This window comes from Thermogemmatispora sp. (assembly GCF_042408735.1).
Classification (GTDB): domain Bacteria; phylum Chloroflexota; class Ktedonobacteria; order Ktedonobacterales; family Ktedonobacteraceae; genus Thermogemmatispora.
This window is the reverse complement of sequence record NZ_JBHOQV010000128.1, coordinates 15,909-34,897: the sequence shown is the minus strand read 5'-3', so window position 1 is coordinate 34,897 and position 18,989 is coordinate 15,909. Positions and strand designations below refer to the sequence as shown.

Here is an 18,989-nt window from a genome sequence, read left to right as displayed (position 1 = left end):
CCTCTTCATTCACGCATCTCCGCTCCAGTCAGGCGCAAGAAGAGATCTTCGAGCGAGCCGTGACCGACGCGCAATTCAGTCAGGGTGATGCCACGGTCGCGCAGCCAGGCCGTGAGGTCAGCCAGTACCGCAGGCATGCTCTGCGGCTCTGTCTCGAGCAGGTAGCTGCCAGGGCGCACCTCCTCGGCACGCTGGACAGCCGGCAGGGCCGCCAGAGCCTGGCAGTCGAGGCCGGCAGGAGCGACGAAGCGCACGACGGTCGCGCTGTGGACGCCGGTTAGCCGCTCGGGGGTGTCCAGAGCGATGAGTCGGCCATGATCGATAATAGCCACTCGGTCGGCCAAACGCTCGGCTTCATCCATCAGATGAGTGGTCAGCAGGATGGTGACGCCCTGAGCCTTGAGGTCACGAATGATCTCCCAGGTGGCCAGACGGGCCTGGGGGTCCATGCCCGCCGTCGGCTCATCGAGGAAGAGCAGCTGAGGATTACCGACAAGAGCCAGGGCAAGTGCCAGACGGCGCTTCTGGCCACCGGAGAGCCGGCGACAATTGGTCTTGGTGGCAGGATCGATGCCTACACGCTCCAGGAGCTGATCAATGGGCTGGGGCTGCTGATAGTAGCCGGCAAAGAGACGCAGTACTTCTCTGGGGCGCAGCATGGGATAGAGGCCATCCTGCTGAAGCATCACGCCAATAAGCGGCTTGAGATGGGCGGCCTCTCGAAGCGGATCAAGTCCCAGGACACGCACGCTCCCCCCGTCGGGACGCCGGTAGCCCTCCAGGGTCTCAACAGTGGTGGTCTTGCCGGCCCCATTGGGTCCCAGCAGGGCAAAGACTTCGCCACGCCGCACGCTGAAACTCAGTTCGTCTACAACACGTCGTCCGTTGTAGCTTTTGGACAATCTATCTACGATGATGGCCGCCTCCGCTCTCTCTCTCTCGGGCAAGGTCGCAGGACCGGCCATCTGCCCTGTCGTCTGCGCATGAGCAGACATCATGGTCAGTCTCTCCTTGGTGTGGTCAGCTGGGACTGGCACCGGCCGCTTTTTTGCGGCTTCTTCTCACGCTCAGCCCCATTGGTAATACACTACCGCAGCTCCTGCTCTCTGACAAGGTGGCCTGGTAGGCGCAAGGCTTGAGGCTTGCAATCCTTAAAGCAGTGCATTACAATATGCATATCATACAATTCACATCTTTTATGCTATACAAGAAATGAGCGGCTCAGAAAGGGTCTGCGAGGCACAGCGTTGGAAGGCGCTTGTCGCGGGACGGCGGCTAGCCCGTAGGCGGCGAAGGTCCAGGTAGGACCACTTTGCCGAGGACTCTCTGAGCGAGGATCTCTCGCTGGCGGTGAGCTGGCGGCAAGCTGGCGCCCTTGTTGTTGGTTGGCTGGGGGCTGACCCGGGTTGAAGGCCAGGTCGGCCAGGGTCTGGCTAGATGGTATTGCAGGTAGAAAGAGAGGAGAAAAGATGGAGAATCGGCTGTTGCGAGAAAAGATCATGGCACGTCTGGGGAGATTCCCTTCGAAGGTACCTCTGGAGGCCGTTTTCGAGGAGCCTGTCGATGAGGGCGCTTATACACGGACCCGCGTCACCTACATGGTCGAGCCGGGCGAGATCATGCCGGCCTGGTTGCTGCGCCCGCAGGGGGAGAAGCCGAAGAAGGGCTGGCCAGCGGTCCTGGCCATTCACCGCGATAGCGAGCACTGCGAGTTGGGGAAAGGAGAGGTAGCCGGGATTGGTGGTGATCCCATGTTCCATTATGGACGAGAGATCTGCCTGCGCGGCTATGTGGTGCTCTGTCCCGATCTGCTCTGCTATGAGGAGCGTCGTCCTCCGGAGGAGATCCGCCGCCGGCGAGCGGCGTTGACAGGTGAGAGTTACGAGCGCTTCGAGTTCACCAAGCGCTTGCTGAAGGGATCCTCGCTGCAGGCGAAGTACCTGCACGATCTGGCTTGTAGCCTCGATCTGCTCGGCTCGCTGCCCGAGGTGGATAAGCAAAATCTGGGAGTGATCGGGCATTCGCTGGGCGGCCTTGAGGCCCTCTGGTTGACCTGGTACGATGCCAGGGTGATGGCCGGAGTGGCCTCTTGCGGGCTGACACTGATAAAATCCCTGTTGCGCGATGGGCTGAGTCAGCCCCTGGCCAACTGTATCCCGGGCCTGCTCGATGTGGCAGATATGGATGACCTGCTTGGCTCCCTGGCTCCAACGCCTTTCATGATGGTAGGCGGCGAAGGGGATCCCTTGTTGCCCATCGATGGCTTCTACTTTATGGTGAATTACGCTCAGAGTCTCTATATTCAGCTGGGAGTGCCAGAACGCTTCCGCTACTTTGTCTTCCAGGGCGGCCACATCTTTCCGTCCGAGGCGAAGGAGGCAGCTTATCTGTTCCTGGACCGCTGGCTGAAGCCACTCCCACCCGGTGGCCTGCTGCCTTGATCTGAGCCGGTGGCCTGCTCAGGAGGAAAGACCCTAGCGTAGGCGCTGGGCCTGGATAAAATAGAGGATGACGAGCAGCGGGGGAAGGCCCGCCAGAAAGAGGAAGCCCAGGAAGATCCAGCCGTTGAGGCCACCGGTGGCCCCCTGGATAAACATCCATGAGAGATAGGCCAGGAGGATGCTGAGACAGAGCTTTAACCCCGCCAGAAGCAAACGCCCGAGCCGATAGCGGCGCTCGACGCCCTGAGTGGAAGTCGCTAGAGGATAGTGTAAGCTACGCAGCCAACGGCTGAGCAGGCTGAGCAGCCCGTAGAGAGCCAGGGCAAGCAGGAAGAAGAGGACCAGAATCCATTTGCTGCCGTTGAGGTCGGGATGAATCGAGCCACTGAGGCTGTAGTGAATAGGAATGGTACCGGGCAGAAAGAGAAGGCCCCAACCACTGAGAGTGGCGATAAGCAGGAGTACGAGCAGCGTGATCAGTTCTATGCGCCTTTCAAGAGCCTCCAACGTTAAACGCAGCGTCGGGCGGCACCTGGTTGATGGGCTGCTTAGCACGGCTCCCGCCTCCTTCCGTTTCTCCCACCTGACGCTGGCCGACACTGCCGGCCAGCACAACGTTTGGTCCTCTGTAATAGAACGAGGGAGCTGCGTTTTTCTCCAAACCAAAGCGCAGCGACCTCTCTTCCCTGTCCCCGGTCGACAACAGGGAGAAAGCTTCATCTGGCCGGCCCTACTGAGATAGCAGCGCTCCCCAGAACCGAGGCCAGCCTCACCCTGCTTGACCTAAAGAGAGGCTTTTTCTAGCTGAACCGATCCTGCCTCCATCACTCTTCTGCCCGCGCCCGGCCCCGAAGCGAGGCGAGGCACGGACAGTTCCCACCCAGGTAACAGGTGCCCCGGCCTCGCGATTATTACTGCGGGCCGCGATTGAGCGGGATGCTGTTCTGACCCTGGTCGGCCTGAGACAAAGAGCAAGGTCGTTGAGCAGACACCAGCGAAGGTGCAATCCTGACAGGAAGCATCGGCGAGATGCAGGCATGCTCGCCCCCTCAAAGATGCCCGACGCTCTAAAGCCAATTTCAGATGCTCAAGAAGAGTGCACCATGAGCGGAGCCGGTAGACAATCGCACCGCTTTTCGGCCTGGCTCGCTCAGCGATGTGAGCCAGCGAATCAGCGTAGGCGGCGCAGAAGCGCGCGCAGATGGGTGCCACCGGGCAGGAGGCCGATGGGAACAACCTCGATCAGCTCATACTTAGGAGCCGCAGCTACAGCCCCGGCATTGGCCACAGCGCAATCAGCCAGGTAGACGACGCCAGTAAAGTCGGTACCGAGCGGAACAACCAGCAAGAGATCTGCCTCGTGTCGCGGAGGCTGGCCACTGCTGTCATAGATCTGGGGATCAGAACAACGTAAGGGACGGACAATGCCCTGGACGAGACGGTAGCTGTAGCCGCCAGCGCCGAGAACAACAGCCACAAGGCTGCGTTGTCGTCCTACATAACTGCGGTTGATGAGCTGAAGCAGATGCTGTGCTTTACGCGAGTCAAGCGGCATAAGCTCTGCGCCTCCTTTCTGTTTTGAGAGGGAACGCCGGGAGCATTGGGGGGGACAAGTCGGGGAAGCCAAAGCTGGACCGGCTTTCAGACGCGGGGCCAGTCTTCCTGCTCACTGTCCTCCTCACCCGGCCAGGGGCGGAAAGAGGAGGCCATTGGAATGAGGCTACGATGCTGATGATAGCGCGCCAGCGGGTAGCCTTGATGGCGGGCATGCGGGGTCAGGCCCTGGCGATCAGTCAGCCTGGTCAGCCGGGGAGCTGAGGAACTGGCAGCAGTTGAAGATGGCGCCGCTCCCGAGCGGCTATAGCCAGACCGAGAGCGGCCAAAAAGCAAAGGGGTAGCAGCAGCCCGCGCAAGGGCCATAATGCAACTCCTTTCCGAGGCGCTGAAGCCTCAAAAGGCAAAGCACTCACTCAGACAGGCAGACTCCCTCTCCTCGCCGCAGAGAGCCCGAGTGAGCCGGGGGGGAGCTTTCTGCCAGACCAGCGGTCGGGGATAGCTCAGAGACGATCTAGAGCTGGCCAACGCGACGAGCGATCCGCCCCTTCTCCTCGTGGACGTCGATCTCCTCGCCGGCGAACTGGAAGATGAGGCGCATGGCCGTCTCATCGCTGACCCAGCCTTCGGCTTTAGCGGCGCTGAGGGCCGAGACCAACATCTGCACGGCCCCGGCCAGGGTGGCGTGATCGGTAACCTCGATCTCGGGAAAGATGATGTCGTAGTGCCTGTCAACTTCGCGAGCAAGCGCGCCGGCACGACAGGCCTCCTCTAACACGCGGTCGAGAATGGCCCGCAACATGGCCCGCATGACATACTGCCGACGCTGAAACTTCAGCAGGGTTGGCAGGCCCATCTCGGCGGCAGTGGCCCGATTGCCATAGCTGCCGTCACTGAGATAGTGCTCAGGCAACTGAGCCCCGACCGCGATCATCAGCTTGATGGCGCGCCCATCCTCAGCTGCCTCGTTGGCGTTGATCTCGGGCCTGACGGCCGACCAGGTCTCGGCCTCATTGTGGATGATCACACTGCCCGGCTCCGGCGGATAGCTGTACTCCATCTTCTTGCGCTCAATGGTCTTGCGATCAGCCCCCTGCAGGCGCACATCCCATAAGAAGGCCCCTTTGTACTTGTTGATGCGCACGCGGTCGGTCAGCCAGTCTTTGTAGCGGCGCAACCAGGGCAGAAGAGTCGCCAGATCGCTTTTGCCCCGTTTAGCACTGGACACCTTGTTAATGGCAAACTGGAGGACCTCTTCCCCAGCCTTGAACCACTGCCCTTCGAGAGAGGCTGCGGCTGACTCTCGCCCTGCGTCAAGGGAAAGGGAGGCGCTCAGGCCACGGCCGCTCTCCAGACAGGACGAGGGACCGATGGGCCGGCAATGGAAGCGCAGAGGTTTTTCGACGTCGTCGGGATCGGTCTCAATCTGGTCGATGAGCGAGGGATCAATCTGGCGAATGGTGACTCGCCCGCTGTAGGGGTTGACAAAGAAACGGATGAATTGTTCACCATAGAGAGCCAGTTCGGTACACAGGGAGTAGACACGCGTCTCCATGTGGTTTTCAGGATCATGCCAGAAGTCAAGCAGAATGCGCTGCACCCGCGGATCACGAGCCGCAATGGTGACGCCCTTCCCCATGACGAAGCTGGTGGTGATTTCGATGATGGCAAAGGCCAGAGGATTAGCATTGTAGGCTTCGTAGCACAGGTTATGGAGTTCAAGGTAGGTCGAGGGAAGGGGATCCTTTTGATACCAGTTATCGCAGAGACGGCGCCAGAAGTAGTCTTCTTCACCACCACTGGCGAGCCGCCCCCAGTACCAGTCTTCCTGCGTGGAACCAGAGGCCAGGATGGCAGGACTGTACTGCTCGCTGATGCGCTCGTCGGGAGGAGGTCCGGCGACGAGAGAGGGCTCAACGGCCCCGGAACGGCGCGATAAAGCTGCCAGTCGTCTGGCAAGCAAGCTGCGCAGGGAGAAGTCAGAGGGCATGCGGGTTCTCCTCTTGAGGCGGCGATGGACCGACCGGACAGGCTCGGCACAAGAAGAGCGGCGGGAACCGATGGCGCTCGCCGGAGCCGCCAGCAGGTCTTTATCTGGAGAAGACAGGAAACGAGACGCGGCACGGCCAGGGGACACGAGTGCAACGGTCGCCCGAGCCGTGCGCAGTAGGCGAGGATGTGGCAGGTGGCAAACTGCCAGCTAAGCCAAGTATAGGCGATGACAGAGGAACTGTCAAGGTGAGAAATGGCTGGCGAGTAGCCTCCCAGGGAGCGAGCCAAATGAGGTGCTGGCCATGCTTAGACTTGACTTCTAACCAGACCACCGTTATACTTGTCCTTTGGTAAGCTCTTCTGGCTTGCCGCCGCACGATGCAACCACGAAACGGCCCCCGGCGTGCCCCTTCACGTTCGGGCAAGGCAGTGGTGAGTGTACCCTCTCGCGCCCACTCATGATCTGTCCTTTCTCGATTGTGCCTGCAAAGCGACGCTCACCTTACCTTCGCGGCTGCATCGCTGATTTCTCCTCATCCTTCCGCTGCTAGCTGCCTCTTCCTGAGCAGCGCGATCCAGAGGAAGCGCCCCAATCCCACATCTCTGGCGGCAGCCGCCCGCCCCGCCAGAGAAGAAAAGGAGTCCCTTCATGACCGATGAGCAAGTCTCCACCGCTTCTCAGCTCCCCTCGCTCACACCAGAACCTCCTGACCAGCCCACGCTCGCTCTTCCCGATCCAGAGCAACCCGATCCACCCGTTCTCTCACTGCCTTTGCCAGCTTCCGACCTTCTGGACCAGCTTCCTATCCACCTGCCCGATCCACCTGTGCCCAGCTTGCTTGAACCCATTCTAACAGCCAATCTGTCACATCCGCCCGCTAATACGCACATTGCGGACCCGGTAACGGTCGCACCAGTGCTGGGAGCAGTCCCTGCCACACTCGCTTTGGATATAGCAGCCCGCGTTCAGCGGAGCGCTGACGCTCAGCTGCTTCCTGCGAACCTGCATTACGACGAGACGCGTACCACCCAAGAGCATATGACCCATCGCCTGCGCCATCTGGCACCGCTCCTGCTAGCTCTCAGCGCAGAGAACATGCCCCAGGCAGAGCGGGAGGTCCCTTATGTCGACTGAGCACTCCCGGTCCTTCAGCGGGACAGACCAGGAGCCAGCCGAGGTAGAACAGAGCCCCGGCCTGACTCAGTCCCAGGCGCGCATTCGTATCGACGGCTTTATTCGCGAAGAGCAGAACTTCAGTCCAGAGGACGAGCGCCGTGAGGTGCTGGTGACTATCATTCGCGGGGGCGCTAGCCTCAACGGCTACTACTATAGTGAGGCTATCCTGCAGCGGATTGCCGCTCTGCTTGAGAGCGCCCACGCCTACGTCGACCACGCCCGCAGCGATAGCGAGAGCCTTGCCCGCTCTGTGCGGGACATGGTCGGCTTCTACCGTGCTCCCCACTACGTGCCACCCACTGCCGGCGAGCATGGGCGCGTCGATGCCACTTTGCACATTCTCGAATCCGCCGACTGGCTCTGGCGCCTGATCCGTGAAGCCTGCTCTCTGGGCCAACCGGGGCTGATTGGCCTTTCGATTGACATCTATGGCACCTGGCAAATGCGTGAGAGCCAGAACGGCAACAGCCGTCCTTTGCGAGAAGTGATCAGCGTCAGCGCCCTCAACTCCTGCGACATCGTCACTCGCCCAAGCGCCGGCGGAGGCATCCGCCGCATCATTCACGACCTTTGTCCTTCCCACGAATACGAAGCCGAGGGCTGCTTGCAAAAGCCCTCGGCTTCCATTCCACCTCAGAGAGGCCCTATGAGCACTTCAGACAGCCAGAACCTTTCGATCAGCCAGGCCAACCCCATCCGCGAGCAGGAGGTCATGGCCGCGCCCGATCCGTCCTTAGAGGCTCTTCTGCATGAGCTGCGTCTCGAGCGCTCTCGTCTGAATCTGGAAAGACGCTTGCAGGAGGTTCACCTGCCCGAAATTGTCAAGCAGCACTTGCGCCGCCGCTACGAGGGGCGCCTCTTCGAGGCTGCGGAATTAGAGGAGGCCATTGCCGAACAACGCAGTATGCTCGCCGAGCTGGCTACCGCTGGTCTTGTGCGCGACCACGGTTACGCTCGCCCCGAGATCGGCGAGCAGATCACCGAGGCAGAAAAAATCCAGGCCGCCTTTGATCGCATGTTCGATTTGGAGATCGACACCAGCCGCCTGGGCAACATCCGCGGCTTCACCAGCATCCGCGAAGCCTACGCCCGGGTCACCGGCGATCCGAGCGTCAGTGGCCTCTCCGAGCGCAGCCTCCTCGGCCAGATCCGTATCGGAGAGCATGCCCCCCTTATGCGCATCAGCGAAGGAGACATCACCACCGCCTCCTTCAGCTACCTGCTCGGCACTTCTATGAACAAGCGTCTTCTGAAAGACTACCAGGCCTGGCCAGCGGAGTGGCAAAAATTTTGCACCATTGTGCCGATCAAAGATTTCAAGCAGCAGACACGAGTGCGCCTTGGAGCCTTTGGGAGTCTCTCAACCGTGGCCGAGGACGCAGCTTACACCACCCTCAGTCTGACCGATACGGCGGCCACCTACGTGCCCATGAAGCGCGGCAACCTGGTTACCATCTCACGCGAAACCATCATCAACGATGATTTGATGGCCATTCGCCAGATCCCCACTAAGCTGGCCGTTGCCGCCGCCTATACTCTGGCCGAATTCGTCTACAGTTTTCTCTCAGGCAACCCCACCATCTACGATGGGGCGCCGCTCTTCACGACCGGCAACCCGCATAACAATCTTGGCAACGCCGCCCTCTCGACCGTTGCCATGCAAGCTGGGGTCACGACCATGCGCGAGCAAACCAACTTTGCTGGCAAGCGCATCGGACTGCGTCCGCGCTACCTGGTTGTTCCCCCTGAGCTAGAATGGACCGCCATGATTGCCACGCGGTCGGCAGGCATTCCCGGCTCACCCAACAACGACATCAACCCTATGATGGGCTACGTCACCCCTATCGTTTCGCCTCAGCTAAGTAGCCCGAGCCAGTGGTTCCTAGTAGCCGACCCTCAGGAAGTCGATACGATCGAAATTGGCTTTGTGGGTGGCCAGATCAACCCTGTCCTCTACATTCAGGATCAGCCTCTCTACGGACTGAACTTCACCCAAGACGTCATCTCGTACAAGATCCGCCATGAATACGGCGGCGCCGTCGTCGACTACCGTGGCCTCTATCGCGGCATCTAGTCAGGCTCAAAGGAGAGAAAAGAGCATGTCAGGCTACCTCAACGGTGACGGGTCGCTACTGATCGGCGGCCTGAATCCCACTGGCCTGGGCCAGGCCCTGCAGCTCGATGCCCAGGGCAATCTGAAAACTACCGCCACCCTCAACGCCGCCGCCGAGCAGAATGTCAATTTGAACCAGCTTAACGGTGTCGCTCCCCAGGTCGATGGCCCCAGCACTAACCGTCTGGGCGTCAGCCTCTACGGCAAAAATAGCGCGCCCGGTGATACCCCCGTCCTGTTAGACAACGCCGGGCGCCAGATCGTGAACGTCAACAGCCTGCCTGCCCTGCCCACCGGTGGCAATCTCATCGGACAGGTCCGAGTCTCTGATGGCACTGGCAGCAACCTGCTGGCCATCGACAGCAATGGGCGCCTGCAACTAGTCCCGAACCAGGCCATCAACGTCGCGCAGATTGGTGGAGCCGCACCGGGCCTGGATAGCAGCAACGAGTTGCGAGTCTCTAACTACGGTAAATGCAGCATTGCCGGCGATACGCCTCTGCTACTCGACAATGCCGGGCGCACTCAGGTTAACATCGCCCAGTGGAACGGCGCCGCGCCTGGTGTCAGCAACCCTGTCTTTGTGCGTCAGCAGTTCAACGAATGGTTGAGCAACGGGCAGGGCTACAGTGCAACGACCGGCAAACAGACCAGCACGGCCACAGCAACGACCGGCCTCAGCCTTTTCAACCCGAGCGGCTCCGGCAAAACGTTGCTCGTCTTCTCTGCACGTGTGGCCGAGGCCGCCTCAAGTTGGCATCAGCTCAACCTGACCAGCAGCGATCCAGCCCTGGGCACAGCGCTCACTCCTCTCAATCTAAAGGCCGGAGGTCCCGCTAGCGTTGCCAGTGTCAGCATGAGCAACAACAATCTCACGCCAGTGGGGAGCCAGCTCGATACCCTGCTACTCGTCTCCAATACCACCATTGAGTTTCTCAGCAACGGCGCTCTGGTCATCTTGCCACCAGGCACCGGCCTGGCAATTTACCTGGCGACAAGCAGCAATAGCTGGGCCGCTGCCCTGAAGTGGCTTGAAATCTAGTCAGCGAGCACGCTCTCTTGGCAAGCACGCATGGTGACTCAGAGCGAAGATAAGATAAGAAAGGGGTAGGCTCACACAATGATGGATCTCCTCGAATTCGCTTATGGACGCTACAATGGTGGCAGCACGGTTCCGGCAGGCAGTTACCTCAATCCACGCACCATGTGCATTTTTCAAACGACGAGCGATGCCGTTCTTCCCCAGGATGGCATCTTCTGCCGCGTCGATCCATCCGGCAGCCAGACCTTTGCCAACATCGCCGCCACCCTTAATGCTCTGCTCGGCACGAGCTATACGGCAGCAAGCTTCCACGCCTGCGGCAATCCTGACATGGCACCCCAGCCCGGTCAGGGAGCGAACGATTCCTAGCTCTTTGTCCCCTTTTAGGAGCTAGAGATGTCTGATAGTTAAAAGACTTAAAAAGGATATAATAAGCATGGGAGTTACTATCAGACGCGGCATCATTCAGTCCTTCAATCCAGGCACATATCAGGCCTCAGTGCTGCTCTTTGAGGCCACCTCTCACATACTCCAGGGTATACCAGTGGCCAATAGCCTTGATGGGAGCAGCGGACTGGTCGGGGCCCTGTGTGCAGTGCTCTTCTTCGATGAGCAGAATCCTCAGGATGCCGTAGTCATTGCTACCTATGCTAACGGTCTCAGCGGCCTGCCCTCACCACCGCCGGGGCGTCTCACCCTGGTGAGTGGGGTGCAACAGCTCAATAACATCGCTATCAGCAATGGAGCTACCGCTACCTTTACGCTGGTTGGCGGCAACAGCGGCATTCCGCTCAGCGCCCTGGCTGTTTTGGCCAAAATCTCCTTTGCTGCCAGCAGTCAGCCAGCTCATCTGGATATTGCTCCGCATGGTGGCAATCTGGCCCAGACGGTTACCTGCGGGGACCTGCTCTCGACGGCAGCTCGCTGGCAAGGTCAGGCCATCCTACCCCTTGACAGCAATGGACAGGTTGACATTCGGGCTGTCGGAGCGACCTGCACAGTGACGCTTACGACCTGTGGCTACCTCAGCTAGCCAGGCCATTATGCCTATCGCCCTGTAGCGAGGAGAGATCAGCTCCTTTGAGGCCCCGCCTCTTGAGTGGGTTCTTCCCTCTCTCCTCGCTCAGGACACGATTTGCTCCCCATTCTACAAAGAGCGGAAAGGAGAGCTATCAGCAAGATGAACCTCACAGACATTGAAAATGCTCTACGCCTCGACCTCTTCGATCCCGCTGGTCCTGATGAGCGTTGGTCGAACGCTGATCTTGAGCGGGCCATCAATAAGGCTGTGACCCGCTACAGCCAATACTATCCTAACATCAGCTACTGCGATATGAACACGCGTCCCTACCAACGAACTTATCCTTATCCCCAGCCCTGGAACTCAGCTTTTCCTGTCTGGTGGATCGAACGTATTATCTACCCGTTGCAGGCTTATGGAAGTTACTTTCAGCCGCCTCCAGGTGGCTTGAGCGCCAGCTCTGGCAGTGGCGGCGCTCTGAGCGCTGGCCTCTACCAGTATGCCATCACTTTTTTGAGCGAGGGCGGAGAGACGACGCCCTCACCGGTGACTAGTGTCTCGGTCTCCAACAATGGAAGCGTCACTTTGAGCAATATCCCTCTCAGGCCAGCGCAGCCCAGCAGTGCCCTAAACAGCGTCATCGGGCGCAACCTTTATCGTACCCAAGCCAATGGCACTACTTTGCTCTTGCTCGCCACTCTGGCTGACACTACTACCAGCAGTTACTGCGATACGCTAGCCGACAGCGCTCTTGTTGGCAGGCCAGCAGCACCTACCGTTAACACCAGCGGTGTCATGCTCTGGCCTCCCCAGGAGCGCGATTTCGCCGAATATTCCAATCTTTTCGATAGCAGCGCTGCCCTGGCAGCAGGCGGCAATCCTGGTCCGCAGGGCAGCATTGGAAGTGGTCTAGGGCAACCTGCTTCTCAGACCCCCACCTTTACCCTTAAACTCTCCAGTGCCGAGCTGCCGCCAGACAACACCCTCGTGATGCGCATCTTCTACGCGACCAGGCACCAGCTCGATGCCAGTGGCTCCACTATTCCCGAGATGCACCGCGATCTGATTGTGTTGGGGGCCAGCCTCTACGCGATGGAGGCCTACCAGGTACCCACGAACGATAACTTCAGCTTTCAAGACGGAGAACTACACGACCATTTCGACGATACCGCTATCCCCCGCTCCTGGCAACAGACCATCGTCGCCCGTCGCGCCGAATTCGAGGCGCGTTTGCAGGAGATCCGCAACCAGCGCGACTTCGCCAGCGCAGCACGTGTTCACTGGGGCGACGTCCCGGCTCGCTGGATCCGCCTCTAAAGACAGTCATTCCTCTATTACACAGTCGAAAAGGAGTAGCTCAAACGATGCAAGACTTGCTGAGCTTCACGAACCTCCTCATCACTCTGGCGCTGATTACAGGCGCATTCCTGGCCTACCATCATGGCTTCGCACGCACTGCCGATGAGGTCAAGGCGCGTGTGATCAGCGTCATGCAGCATGAGATCGATACCCTCAAGGACCGCCTGGAGACGCTAGAGAAAGAGAATCTGCGCCTGAGCCAGATCATCGGCACTATCCGTCTGGCGCTGCAAAAGCGTGGTTTACAGATCACCATCGAGGGAGAGCTGGTTAGCATCCACGACCATTGTGGCTATTGCACGCAGGCCAGTCGCATCGTGGAGAAAGAGCCATCGGTCTCGGCTTCGGCTCCAGGGGTTCGTCCAGCGAAGGGTCACTCCAGAGAGGTCACCGGTCGTTACAGCGAGGAGGGTTAGGCAAATGCCCACCATCGGTCTCGATTGCGAGATTATCCTGGACGGCATTGGCTACTTTGTGAAGCCAGGCAGTTACCGCATGATCCAGCCAAGGATTCGTCGGGCGAGTGTGCGCGCCGACGGAGGTGAAGCCTATGTTGATCTTGGACCAGGCCGACGTACCTGGAGTATGACGATTCTCTGCCTCAACGACCTCGTTGGCTACAATGGCCAGCCTACCGGGCTGAGCGGCCAGTACTATCGAGATGCGCTGCGTACAAGCTATCTCTCTTCAACTGGCCGCACGATCCTCTTCTGTGAGCCGATCGGGGGGGTACCCATTCCCGTGCACTTCGACTACTACGCAGAAAGCGCCTGCGACCTGCACAGTCAGCAGGTTGCCCTTTCCAGCGGCACGCCAGCAGGTCTCAGCTACGAGGTGTCGATCGAACTGGTCGAGGCATAGCCTTTCTGGCAAGGCCCATGCACGCTTTCTTGACACATAGGGAAATGCATCCTTACACTGAATAAGGATGGATTTATACACAATCACCGCACATCACAGCGGCCAGGCTCCCGCTCGCGGGAGCTATTTTAGCGGCAGAATGGCGCACGCAAGAGAGAGAATGGTAGCCCCTCGCGCTACCAGACAGACCTATGAGCGAGGTCCCTGGCAGCAAGCCCAAGCCCAGTGCCGCATGTGGCGCCCTGGTCGACCAGAGAGAGAGCTGGGCCTCTTCTTGATCGGACTGTTTGTTACCTGGCTACTTGCTATGGGCAGCCTCGCCCCAGCCCGGGCAGCCAGTCGAGATAGTGGGACGCTTAGCAGTAGCCCCAGCTCGGGGCCGGCGGGAACGGTGATTAGCGTCAGCGGCTCGGGCTGGACACAGCTCAGCGACGGCACCCAGGTCTCCTTCGGCTACAGTGAGCAGGATTGTTTGCTAGGCTATACCCCGGTAAGCAACGGCCAGCCTGGCACGGTGCAGGGAGGTAGCTTTAGCGGCTGGTTGATCCTGCCAGGCAACCTGACCCCAGGCACGTATAAAATCTGTGCCCTTACGGGCGTCACGCCCACGACGGCAGGGAGCTATACCCTGCTGTCAAGCGCTTCTCCCAGGCTGAGCATCAGCCCAACACAGGCCATGGCGGGACAGACGGCCACCGTCATCGGCAGCAACTTTCTGCCTGGCGGCACGCAGGTGACGTTGGTGCTGCAGGCCAGCGGCACCAGCATAAGCCTGGGGAGCGTCACCAGCGATAGCCAGGGGAACTTCACCCACAGCTTTACCATACCAAACGGGCTGAGCGGTCCCGCTCAAATCAAAGCCAGCGTCGGCAGCGGCTCACCTGCCACGCTGAGCGCCAGCGTCGCATTCACCATTAACCCCGCACCTGTGCCTATGCCAACAGCGACCCCGCTCGCCACCGCGACGGCCACCCCTTCTCCCACGCCAACAAGCAGGCTGACGCCAACGCCTGCCCGGCCAAGTCCTACAGCCGATACCAGCACCAACCGCATGCCGGCGATCGCCACTGCCAGCACCAATACAGGAGTCCAATCTCAACAGTCGGCCTCAGCCAGCTCGCCTTCGCCATTCGGCAATGTGCTGGCCTGGATGCTCGGCACCATAGCCGGTGGCCTCCTCCTCTTTGGATTAGTTGGCGGCTTTCTGCGGTATCGGCAACCTCGCCAGCAACCAGCCGGAGCAGGCTTCCGCGCCCTTCAAGAGGGCGAAACCCTGCCTCTCTCTAGCCTACAACCGGGAGGAATACATAGCCCACAGTCCAGACAGCCAACGGAGGAGGCGACTTTCTTGTCCGCTGCGGAAGCGCCAGGAGAGCAGGTTGATGCGGCCCCAACAGAGATTGAGCTGGAGGCCTTGATGCGCCAGGCCCAAAGCGGCCTCTCGGTTCTTCCTGGCCGCAGTCAGAGCAACTCACCTCAACAAGAGTAGTCGGCGGGAAGGTCCGATTGGGGCGCGCCGATCGGTCTGAACAGGTTGAACAAAGGAGAGCCGCAGGACAGCAGGAGTCAGGAGACCTGCCCACAGGACCAGGTCCGTACCCTTCGGTCCTGTGCTCTCCTTCGCTCAGCACCGGTCCCCCAATTGCTAGCCAGGGCTTAGCGATAGTGAGGAGCCAGCTCTGAAGCGTAGCGCTGGCCTACCTCCGCCGCATGAGCCTGTAACCAGTCTGCGAGATGGGCCAGACCTGTGGGCGCCTCGCGCGAGCAGAAGATTGGCCATCAGGCCAGCGATCTCGTCGCGTGTAATCAGGACATCCCCAACAAAGGGAGCGATCAGCTTGCCCAGAGCTAAGACCAGCGCAGGTGGCACAGCTACCAGCCAGACACGCCGTCCCAGGACGCGCCATCAGAGCAACCATTTCCCTATAGGTGAAGATCTCCGGGCCAGCAGCCTCCACAATCATGTTCTCTCGCCCATCTCCCGCCTGCACCGCTCAATCAGCCATGTCCTCCATATAGACCGGCTGGAGACGATAGTCACCAGCCCCAAAAAGGCAAAGCACGGGAAGTGTTTGAGGAGCCAGGCAATATTCTTGATCAGAACCTTCTACAGGCCCAAGATGACCTTCGGGCGCACAATTGCGTAGGAGAGATCACCCTCACCTGACCCTTGCTCAAGGAGAGCCTTGCCACAGAAATAGGGGAAAGGCGAGGAAAGACTGGGATGTTGTCATGCTCACATGAACGATGCGCCCGACACCGGCCTCACGCGCCGCCACGAAGAGAGGGCGCATATTCCCGATTGCGCGTTCACAGGTCTGCTGACCATAAGGGAAACGAATCCAGTAGGTACCGTAGAGGACCCGCGCCCCAGGCAGAGCCTCCTGCAGGGGGTGCGGGTTCTCAAAGGCCAACGGGAAGACCTGCACCTGGCGGCTCAATGGATGCCCAGGCTGCGGATGGCCAGTCAGTGTGCGCCCCCTTTTGCCCCGCGCTAGCAGGTGACGGGTAATATACCGACCCGAGTAGCTGAAGGCACCGGTCACGAGATCGATCTCGCCAGTCGGACGGCTGTCGCTCTCCATAGCAGGCCGCTTCCTTTAGTGTAGTGTGAGCACCCTGCCCTGCAGCAGTTCGAGCGGAGTGGCTGGCATCACCAGGACCGAGGAGGGGCCAAACAGGTAGGGCTGCAAGGGGCTGACCGCCAAAGGCCATGAGCGCACGCCCGACCCATGGTTCTTTCAATCTAATTTATAGATCTAAATAAACTTATTAATAAATAGAGAGTGTGAGGTAGGAAGAACCAGAGGGGTGTGTGATCAACGTCCTGGCTGGTAGAATTGCAGAAGAGCGTTTTCCATCTGGATGGCGCAGGCTCGCTCAAGGTCAAAGGGTCCTAAACATTCACATTTCGACTAGTACATTTGGATATCCTCTTCAGATTGCTTGACCATCGGAGACGCATATTTTATACTCCCCTCTAGGGCGATGGTGGCTCACCAAAGAAAGCGCGCAGCCAAGAGTGGAAGCCAAGGAATGAGCCGCGAGCCATCGCCCTGCGCCTGCCGGTCGCGTTCCATGTCGAGCACGCGGCGCCTCGTGCGCACCAACCGCTGACCGGCAACGACCGCCGGTGCAGAGAGGTAGGGATAGATGTTTAGACAGACTGACCCCGATCTGGGGAAATTTTTATTGCGAACGCTCACACTCACGCTCTGTGCCTGCCTGCTATCGATTTCCGTGATCGGCGTGCTGGCCAACCTGGTGCCGATGTACGCGGCGTCAGGCCCGCAGATCCCGCTCTTGCAGCCGCTTGACGAGACGCCGACGGCTAATCCAACAGCGACGGAGCCTCCCACGATGACTCCCTCGCCGACGGTGCCGCCGATGACTCCGTCTCCTTCTCCCACATCTGCGCCGACGGCTCAGCCAACCAAAACCAGCACACCCGCCCCGGCGCCGACGCGCCCGGTCGCGCCAACTGCTCTACCCACGGCGACCGCCGCGGCGACCGCTCTGGTCACAGCGACTCCCACGGCGACCGCCAAGGCCACCGCCACGAGTCGGGCCACCGCCTCGCCGACCGCCTCTCCGACCTTGTCAAACAACTCCGGCTCTGGCGCTCAGCAGAGCAACAACTCTAATACGGCAGCAACGACGCGCATTGCTCAGAGCAATAACCTGAGCTTCCTCCCAGTGATTACGGGCGCCGTCTTGATGCTCCTGGCGCTGATCCTGGTAGGGGTCTTGCTCCTGCGCCACTACATTGCTCCAGAGCCACTTCCGAGAACACGCCTGGCTTCCGGGGCACGCCCCTGGCGCCGCACCCGCAGCGCGGAGAGCCTGGCCGGTGATCGCGACCTGGCGGGCAACCCTCTCCCCCTGGAGGGCAGTCCTAGCAGCCTGATGCTCAACAATAGTTGGCAGCCATCCGCTGCCGGTGCCGCTGCCTCTCAACAGCCGCCGCTTCATCTTGGTCCTACAGCCTCGCCCAGCGAGACTTTTGCTGCCGCGCCAACACAGATGCAGCCGGCAGCTCCTTTGACCACGCCCTCGCCCCTGCCAGGTCCACTTGCTCACGAGCTGCCTCTTGTGCCGACCGGGCTGACGGTGACTCCAGGCAGCTCTGCCTCAAGCCAGCACAGGCAGACCAGCCTCTCGTCCGGGGCGCTGGAAGACACCGCCCGCCGGCCAGCCACTGCCCGCCCTACTGGTGGCGGCCCCGCCTCTTCCAGTCGTCTTAAGCGCAATTTCCTTTTCCCAACTACCAGCCTGATGCCTACCACGGGCGAGCTACCGGTGGCCTCCAACCTGGCCTTTCCGCCCCACGGCACCAGCCCCTTCAATGGGAACTTCCTCTTCCCAACTACCAGCCTGGTACCGGCAGAGGGCATGCCTTCAGCTCCCGGAAGCGGCCTTCAAGATACGCCGCCTCAGCTCTCGCCACAGCCGGAAATGTCAGGTCCATCTAGCTCTTTATCTGCCACCAGCGAGCGCCAGACAGAGCCGGGAGCTTCTGCCCTACCGCCCTGGCTGGCTAACCTGACCGCCAACGGTCCTTCTAACGAGAGCGGGGAGCAAGGAAAAGGACAACAGTGACTACTCCCCCCGCCTGAAGGCGGGGGCTTCTAGGGGCAAACCCACGCTCTGCAGCCCCAGAGATTTGATGTTTCTCGCCGCATTGAGGTCGCGATCAAGTTGAGCATGACAGCAGGGACACTCGAAGAGGCGCTGGTCAAGCGGCATCTCCTGCCGATGTCCCCACTGGCTGCCTGTCTGACTCGTATAGGCCGGGTTGACTTTGACAAAGGTCCTACCAGCCTCTTCCGCTTTGTAGGCCAATTGCGCAAGGAACGCCGACCACGCAGCATCTGCTATGCTTTTGGCAAGACAGTGGAGGTGAACCATGCGGTTCACGTGCAAGTCTTCAACGGCAACGAAGCCGGAGGCGTTGACGATCTTACGGCTGAGCTGGTGCGTGAAGTTCCTGCACCGGAAGGCAATCCGCTCGTGCACACGGGCAATGACTTTGCCGTGCTGGCGTCTCTCAGGCGTTCCCTCTGCCAGCCGGCTGTGTTTGCGTTGCACTTTGGCGAGAGCTTGTTCTTCTTGCCTGAAGAAACGGGAATTGGCAATGGCCGTCCCATCCGAGAGAGTGGCAAAGGTGTGGAGCCCCACATCGATCCCGACCTGATGGGGGTTCTCAGGGAGTCTTTCCGGTTCGCACTCCACCGAGAACGCAGCGTCCCACCTGCCCGTCGAAGAGCGGCGGATGGTCAATGTCTTGCGCTTGCCTCTCGAGGGGCGGTGTAAGACGATCTTGATGTGCCCGCCCCGGAGGCGTAGAGTTTCCCTTGCTCATCGATCCGGAAGCCGAACTGGGGATAGGTGAAGCTATCATAGCGGTTCCGGCCTTTGAAGCGAGGATA

18 protein-coding genes are annotated in these 18,989 nt (G+C 60.0%); 11 read left to right on the top strand and 7 right to left on the bottom strand.

The window, feature by feature from the left end; translation table 11 throughout:
- Positions 1-5 precede the first annotated feature (5 nt).
- On the bottom strand, positions 6-965 hold the full coding sequence (locus ACFMO7_RS12590; protein ID WP_376795891.1) for an ABC transporter ATP-binding protein: 960 nt from the start codon (positions 963-965) through the stop codon (positions 6-8).
- Positions 966-1,469: 504 nt separating this feature from the next.
- On the opposite strand from ACFMO7_RS12590, the gene ACFMO7_RS12585 reads away from it, so the two are divergent.
- Positions 1,470-2,441 carry a dienelactone hydrolase family protein gene (locus ACFMO7_RS12585; protein ID WP_376795835.1) on the top strand — a complete coding sequence of 324 codons (972 nt, stop codon included), beginning with the start codon at positions 1,470-1,472 and terminating at the stop codon, positions 2,439-2,441.
- A gap of 33 nt (positions 2,442-2,474) precedes the next feature.
- Here the strand turns inward: ACFMO7_RS12585 and ACFMO7_RS12580 are convergent, their stop codons facing one another.
- The 4 genes from ACFMO7_RS12580 to ACFMO7_RS12565 form a co-directional block, all read right to left on the bottom strand.
- The gene (locus ACFMO7_RS12580; protein WP_376795834.1) at positions 2,475-2,996 is read right to left on the bottom strand and encodes a hypothetical protein; all 522 of its coding nucleotides are present in this window, start codon (positions 2,994-2,996) and stop codon (positions 2,475-2,477) included.
- 616 nt (positions 2,997-3,612) lie between these two features.
- The gene (locus tag ACFMO7_RS12575) at positions 3,613-3,996 is read right to left on the bottom strand and encodes a hypothetical protein (protein WP_376795833.1); all 384 of its coding nucleotides are present in this window, start codon (positions 3,994-3,996) and stop codon (positions 3,613-3,615) included.
- 86 nt (positions 3,997-4,082) lie between these two features.
- Positions 4,083-4,361, bottom strand: a complete 279-nt coding sequence (locus ACFMO7_RS12570) for a hypothetical protein (protein WP_376795832.1) — start codon at positions 4,359-4,361, stop codon at positions 4,083-4,085.
- Positions 4,362-4,509: 148 nt separating this feature from the next.
- Entirely contained in the window at positions 4,510-5,985 is a 1,476-nt protein-coding gene (locus ACFMO7_RS12565) for a hypothetical protein (protein WP_376795831.1), read from the bottom strand.
- A 651-nt stretch (positions 5,986-6,636) separates the two neighbouring features.
- On the opposite strand from ACFMO7_RS12565, the gene ACFMO7_RS12560 reads away from it, so the two are divergent.
- The 9 genes from ACFMO7_RS12560 (at position 6,637) to ACFMO7_RS12520 (ending at position 15,049) form a co-directional block, all read left to right on the top strand.
- The gene (locus ACFMO7_RS12560; RefSeq protein WP_376795830.1) at positions 6,637-7,122 is read left to right on the top strand and encodes a hypothetical protein; all 486 of its coding nucleotides are present in this window, start codon (positions 6,637-6,639) and stop codon (positions 7,120-7,122) included.
- On the top strand, positions 7,112-9,238 hold the full coding sequence (locus ACFMO7_RS12555) for a hypothetical protein (RefSeq protein WP_376795829.1): 2,127 nt from the start codon (positions 7,112-7,114) through the stop codon (positions 9,236-9,238). Before ACFMO7_RS12560 ends, ACFMO7_RS12555 begins: the two co-directional genes overlap by 11 nt.
- A 25-nt stretch (positions 9,239-9,263) precedes the next feature.
- Positions 9,264-10,319 carry a hypothetical protein gene (locus ACFMO7_RS12550; protein ID WP_376795828.1) on the top strand — a complete coding sequence of 352 codons (1,056 nt, stop codon included), beginning with the start codon at positions 9,264-9,266 and terminating at the stop codon, positions 10,317-10,319.
- A 78-nt stretch (positions 10,320-10,397) separates the two neighbouring features.
- Positions 10,398-10,688 (top strand): hypothetical protein, encoded by a 291-nt coding sequence (locus ACFMO7_RS12545; protein ID WP_376795827.1) that lies wholly within the window; start codon positions 10,398-10,400, stop codon positions 10,686-10,688.
- 67 nt (positions 10,689-10,755) lie between these two features.
- The gene (locus ACFMO7_RS12540; protein WP_376795826.1) at positions 10,756-11,352 is read left to right on the top strand and encodes a hypothetical protein; all 597 of its coding nucleotides are present in this window, start codon (positions 10,756-10,758) and stop codon (positions 11,350-11,352) included.
- A 147-nt stretch (positions 11,353-11,499) separates the two neighbouring features.
- Complete coding sequence (locus ACFMO7_RS12535; RefSeq protein ID WP_376795825.1) at positions 11,500-12,657, top strand: hypothetical protein; 1,158 nt, start codon at positions 11,500-11,502, stop codon at positions 12,655-12,657.
- Between the two features lie 47 nt (positions 12,658-12,704).
- Positions 12,705-13,115, top strand: a complete 411-nt coding sequence (locus ACFMO7_RS12530) for a hypothetical protein (protein WP_376795824.1) — start codon at positions 12,705-12,707, stop codon at positions 13,113-13,115.
- A gap of 4 nt (positions 13,116-13,119) precedes the next feature.
- Positions 13,120-13,560: a hypothetical protein gene (locus ACFMO7_RS12525; RefSeq protein ID WP_376795823.1), complete on the top strand. Its 441-nt coding sequence runs from the start codon at positions 13,120-13,122 to the stop codon at positions 13,558-13,560.
- Between the two features lie 160 nt (positions 13,561-13,720).
- Positions 13,721-15,049, top strand: coding sequence for a hypothetical protein (locus ACFMO7_RS12520; RefSeq protein ID WP_376795822.1), 1,329 nt, complete (start codon positions 13,721-13,723; stop codon positions 15,047-15,049).
- Between the two features lie 685 nt (positions 15,050-15,734).
- On the opposite strand, the gene ACFMO7_RS12515 is transcribed toward ACFMO7_RS12520, so the two are convergent.
- Positions 15,735-16,145 (bottom strand): hypothetical protein, encoded by a 411-nt coding sequence (locus ACFMO7_RS12515; RefSeq protein WP_376795821.1) that lies wholly within the window; start codon positions 16,143-16,145, stop codon positions 15,735-15,737.
- Between the two features lie 568 nt (positions 16,146-16,713).
- Here ACFMO7_RS12515 and ACFMO7_RS12510 point away from each other — a divergent pair.
- Positions 16,714-18,159 carry a hypothetical protein gene (locus tag ACFMO7_RS12510; RefSeq protein ID WP_376795820.1) on the top strand — a complete coding sequence of 482 codons (1,446 nt, stop codon included), beginning with the start codon at positions 16,714-16,716 and terminating at the stop codon, positions 18,157-18,159.
- Here ACFMO7_RS12510 and ACFMO7_RS12505 read toward each other — a convergent pair whose 3' ends face one another.
- Complete coding sequence (locus tag ACFMO7_RS12505; protein ID WP_376795819.1) at positions 18,160-18,840, bottom strand: RNA-guided endonuclease InsQ/TnpB family protein; 681 nt, start codon at positions 18,838-18,840, stop codon at positions 18,160-18,162.
- Between the last annotated feature and the right edge of the window lie 149 nt (positions 18,841-18,989).